Genomic DNA, 4,240 nt, shown 5'->3' with positions numbered 1-4,240 from the left:
CGCAGCAGCGCCCGCAGGTCGCGGGCCGCGTCGTCGTCCAGGTCGTGGGCGCGGACGAGCAGCGCGCCGTCGGTGGGCTTGTCGTCGAGGTCGCCGTCCGGCAGGTCGCCGTCCAGGAAGGCCTCGACCGAGGCGACGAACTCGCCGAGGTCGAGCCGGTGGCGCGACGCCGGCTCGTACGGGCGCCACGGTGCGTCCCAGACGTGCAGCGCGTCGAGGTCGTCGAGGTGCACGACGCCCACCCCGGCCGTCGGGCCGAGCCGGTACAGCACCGTCGCCCGGCCGCGGATCGGGGACGCCCTGCTCAGGTTCGCGGTGACGTCGACGTCGGCCTCGCCGTCCGGGGCGTCGCGGCCCAGGAGCGTCCAGTCACCCACCCGGGCGGCGTGCAGCGGCGCACCGACCGCGCCGGCGAAGGCGTCGAAGTAGCCCGGCTTCTTGTGCGACAGCATGACGCCGCTCCAGCCGGCGCGGCTTGCGAGCGTCGCCACGTCGAGCAGGTCGTGCCCGTCGACCACGAGCCGGCCGTCGTCGTCGGGCGTCACGACCTCCGTGCCGAGCCGCTCGGCCAGGACGGCCACGTCGACGTCGGCGACCGGCTCGCCCTCGGGCTCGGACCAGGCGAGCAGCGCGCCGGTGGCCAGGTCGGCGAGGGTGAGCACGAGGACGATGCCCGGAGCGCCCAGGACGGCACCGTCGAGCGTCCGGCCGCACGTCTCGAGGGCGGCCAGCTCGGCGGCGACGACCGCCTGCGGGTCGTCCCACTCGTCCCGGGCGCGCACGGCCACGTACCAGGCGTCGATGACGTCGTCGTCCACGCGCGCAACCTATCGGTCTCCGGTTGCCGACCGGGGGCACCTGCCGTCGAATGGACGCGTCGGCCGCGGAGCCGACCACCACCACTGCGAGGGAGAACCCGTGCGACCTTGGCCTGGACGTGCCTACCCGCTCGGCGCCACGTACGACGGCGTCGGCACCAACTTCGCCCTGTTCTCGGAGGTCGCCGACTTCGTCGAGCTGTGCCTGTTCGACGAGGCCGGCACCGAGACCCGGGTGCGGCTGGACGAGGTGGACGGCTTCGTGCACCACGGCTACCTGCCCGGCGTGGGTCCCGGCCAGCGGTACGGCTACCGCGTCCACGGCCCGTGCGACCCCGAGCAGGGGCTGCGCTGCAACCCGAACAAGCTGCTCATCGACCCCTACGCGAAGGCGTTCTCGCACGGCATCGACTGGGACGACTCGCTGTTCGCGTACGACTTCGACGACCACACCAAGCCCAACGACGCCGACTCGGCCGGGCACGTGCCGTACTCGCTCGTGACCAACCCGTACTTCGACTGGGCCAACGACCGTCCGCCGCGCACCCCGTACCACCAGACGGTGGTCTACGAGACGCACCTCAAGGGCATGACGATGACCCACCCGGGCGTGCCCGAGCACCTGCGCGGCACGTACGGCGGCCTGGCCCACCCGTCGGTCGTCCGCTACCTCAAGGAGCTCGGCGTCACCGCCGTCGAGCTGCTGCCGGTGCACCAGTTCGTCACCGACCACTACCTGGTCGAGAAGGGCCTGAAGAACTACTGGGGCTACAACACCCTGGGCTTCTTCGCGCCGCACGACGCCTACGCCGCGACGCCGGGCCAGCAGGTCCAGGAGTTCAAGGGCATGGTGCGCGCGCTGCACGAGGCGGGCATCGAGGTCATCCTCGACGTCGTCTACAACCACACCGCGGAGGGCAACCACCTCGGCCCGACGCTGTCGATGCGCGGCATCGACAACCAGGCGTACTACCGCCTCGTCGACGACGACCCGCAGCACTACATGGACTACACCGGCACCGGCAACAGCCTCAACGTCGGCCACCCGCACACGCTGCAGCTCATCATGGACTCGCTGCGCTACTGGGTGACCGAGATGCACGTGGACGGCTTCCGGTTCGACCTCGCGTCCACCCTGGCCCGCGAGTTCTACGACGTCGACCGGCTGTCGGCGTTCTTCGAGCTCGTCCAGCAGGACCCGGTTGTCAGCCAGGTCAAGCTCATCGCCGAGCCGTGGGACGTCGGCCCCGGCGGGTACCAGGTCGGCAACTTCCCGCCGCAGTGGACCGAGTGGAACGGCCAGTACCGCGACACGGTGCGCGACTTCTGGCGCGGCGAGCCGGCCACGCTCGGCGAGTTCGCCTCGCGCCTGACCGGGTCGTCGGACCTGTACCAGGACAACGGCCGGCGCCCGTACGCCTCGATCAACTTCGTCACCGCCCACGACGGCTTCACGCTGGCCGACCTCGTCGCGTACAACGAGAAGCACAACGAGGCCAACGGCGAGGAGGGTCGCGACGGCGCCGACGACAACCGCTCCTGGAACTGTGGCGTCGAGGGGCCGACCGACGACCCCGAGGTGCTCGAGCTGCGCGGACGCCAGAGCCGCAACCTGCTCGCCACGATGCTGCTCAGCCAGGGCGTCCCGATGCTGCTGCACGGCGACGAGATCGGACGCAGCCAGGGCGGCAACAACAACGCCTACTGCCAGGACAACGAGATCGCCTGGATCGACTGGGACGCGGCCCGCGAGCACGAGGACCTGCTGGAGTTCACCCGCGAGCTGACCCGGTTCCGCCACCGGCACCCGGTCTTCCGCCGCCGCCGCTTCTTCCAGGGCAAGCCGATCCGCTCGGGCGACGAGCTGCGCGACATCGCCTGGTTCACCCCGGCCGGCGAGGAGATGAAGGCGCAGAACTGGGACGACGCGTTCGGCAAGTCGATCGTGGTGTTCCTCAACGGCGATGCCATCGCCGACCTCGACGAGCGCGGCATGCGCGTCACCGACGACTCGTTCCTGCTGGCGTTCAACGCCCACTTCGAGGACATCGAGATGACGCTGCCCGACGGCCCCTACGGCGACGCGTGGTCGGTCGTCGTCGACACGTCCACCGGCCTCGTCCGGCAGCGCGCGGGCGACACGCTGGACGCCGGCACGACGACGACGCTCCCGGCGCGCTCGCTGGTCGTGCTGCAGCGGGTGGGCGGTCCGGCGTCGTGACCCCCGCGTCCACCTACCGCCTGCAGCTGCACCCGGGCTTCACGCTGGACGACGCGCTCGAGGTCGTCCCGTACCTGCACGACCTGGGCGTGGGAGCGCTGTACCTGTCGCCGGTCATGGAGGCCACGCCCGGGTCCACGCACGGCTACGACGTCACCGACCCGACGCGCGTGCGCGCCGAGCTGGGCGGGCCGGACGCACTGCGCCGGCTCTGCGAGGCGGCGCGCGAGCGCGGCATGGGCGTCGTCGTCGACGTGGTGCCCAATCACATGAGCATCGAGGTGCCGCGGGCGAACCCATGGTTCTGGGACGTCCTCACGCACGGGCGCGAGTCGGCGTACGCGCACTACTTCGACGTCGACTGGTCGCGCCCGCGGCTGCTGCTGCCGGTGCTCGGCGACGACGCCGACGTGGCCGAGCTGCGCCTCGAGGACGGCGAGCTGGCCTACTACGACCACCGGTTCCCGGTGGCGCCCGGCACCGAGGGCGGCAGCGCGCAGGACGTCCACGACCGCCAGCACTACGAGCTGGTGGGCTGGCGCCGCGGCAACGCCGAGCTCGGCTACCGGCGCTTCTTCGACATCACCAGCCTCGCGGCGGTGCGGGTGGAGCTCGAGGACGTGTTCGACGCCGTCCACGCCGAGATCCTGCGCTGGGTCGACGAGGGTCTCGTGACCGGGCTGCGCATCGACCACCCCGACGGGCTGGCCGACCCCACGGCGTATGCCCAGCGGCTGCGCGACCGTGCGCCGGGCGCCTGGATCGTGGTGGAGAAGATCCTGCACCCGGGCGAGCACCTGCCGGCGTCCTGGCCGGTCGACGGCACCACCGGGTACGACGCGCTCAACGAGGTCGCCGGCGCGTTCTTCGACCCGACCGGGCGCGAGGCGCTGGCCGAGGCCGGGGCGGCACTGGGCGTCCCGGCCGACTTCGGTGCGGCGCAGACCGACGCCCGCCGCATGGTCACCGACAAGATCCTCGTCGCCGAGGTGCGCCGCATCGCCGCCCTCGTCGACGGCGTGGACGCCGAGGCCGCGCGGCAGGCGGTCGCCGAGACGTTCGTGGCCCACCGGGTCTACCGCTCGTACCTGCCCGAGGGGCGCGGACGACTGGGCGGCGGCGATCGCCACCGCGCGCGACCGGCGTCCGGACCTGGCCGGAGGCGCTGGACGCGCTCGACGCGCAGGTCACCGGCGACCCG

At 72.3% G+C, this 4,240-nt stretch carries 3 protein-coding genes; 2 read left to right on the top strand and 1 reads right to left on the bottom strand.

The features are described 5' to 3' along the window. Positions 1-818: hypothetical protein (locus AC2W7G_RS10305; RefSeq protein WP_485868350.1), on the bottom strand; the 818-nt coding region annotated here is incomplete at its 3' end. A 100-nt stretch (positions 819-918) separates the two neighbouring features. Between AC2W7G_RS10305 and glgX the strand changes: the two genes are divergently transcribed. Next, entirely contained in the window at positions 919-3,039 is a 2,121-nt protein-coding gene (gene glgX, locus AC2W7G_RS10300) for a glycogen debranching protein GlgX (protein WP_485868349.1), read from the top strand. Further along, the coding region (locus AC2W7G_RS10295; protein WP_485868348.1) for an alpha-amylase family glycosyl hydrolase at positions 3,036-4,240 on the top strand (1,205 nt) is incomplete at its 3' end. The genes glgX and AC2W7G_RS10295, both read left to right, overlap by 4 nt.

The organism is Aeromicrobium sp. PFPM2_SD2 (assembly GCF_057364525.1).
The sequence above is the reverse complement of the archived record's forward strand: the minus strand, read 5'-3'. Positions and strand labels throughout refer to the sequence as shown.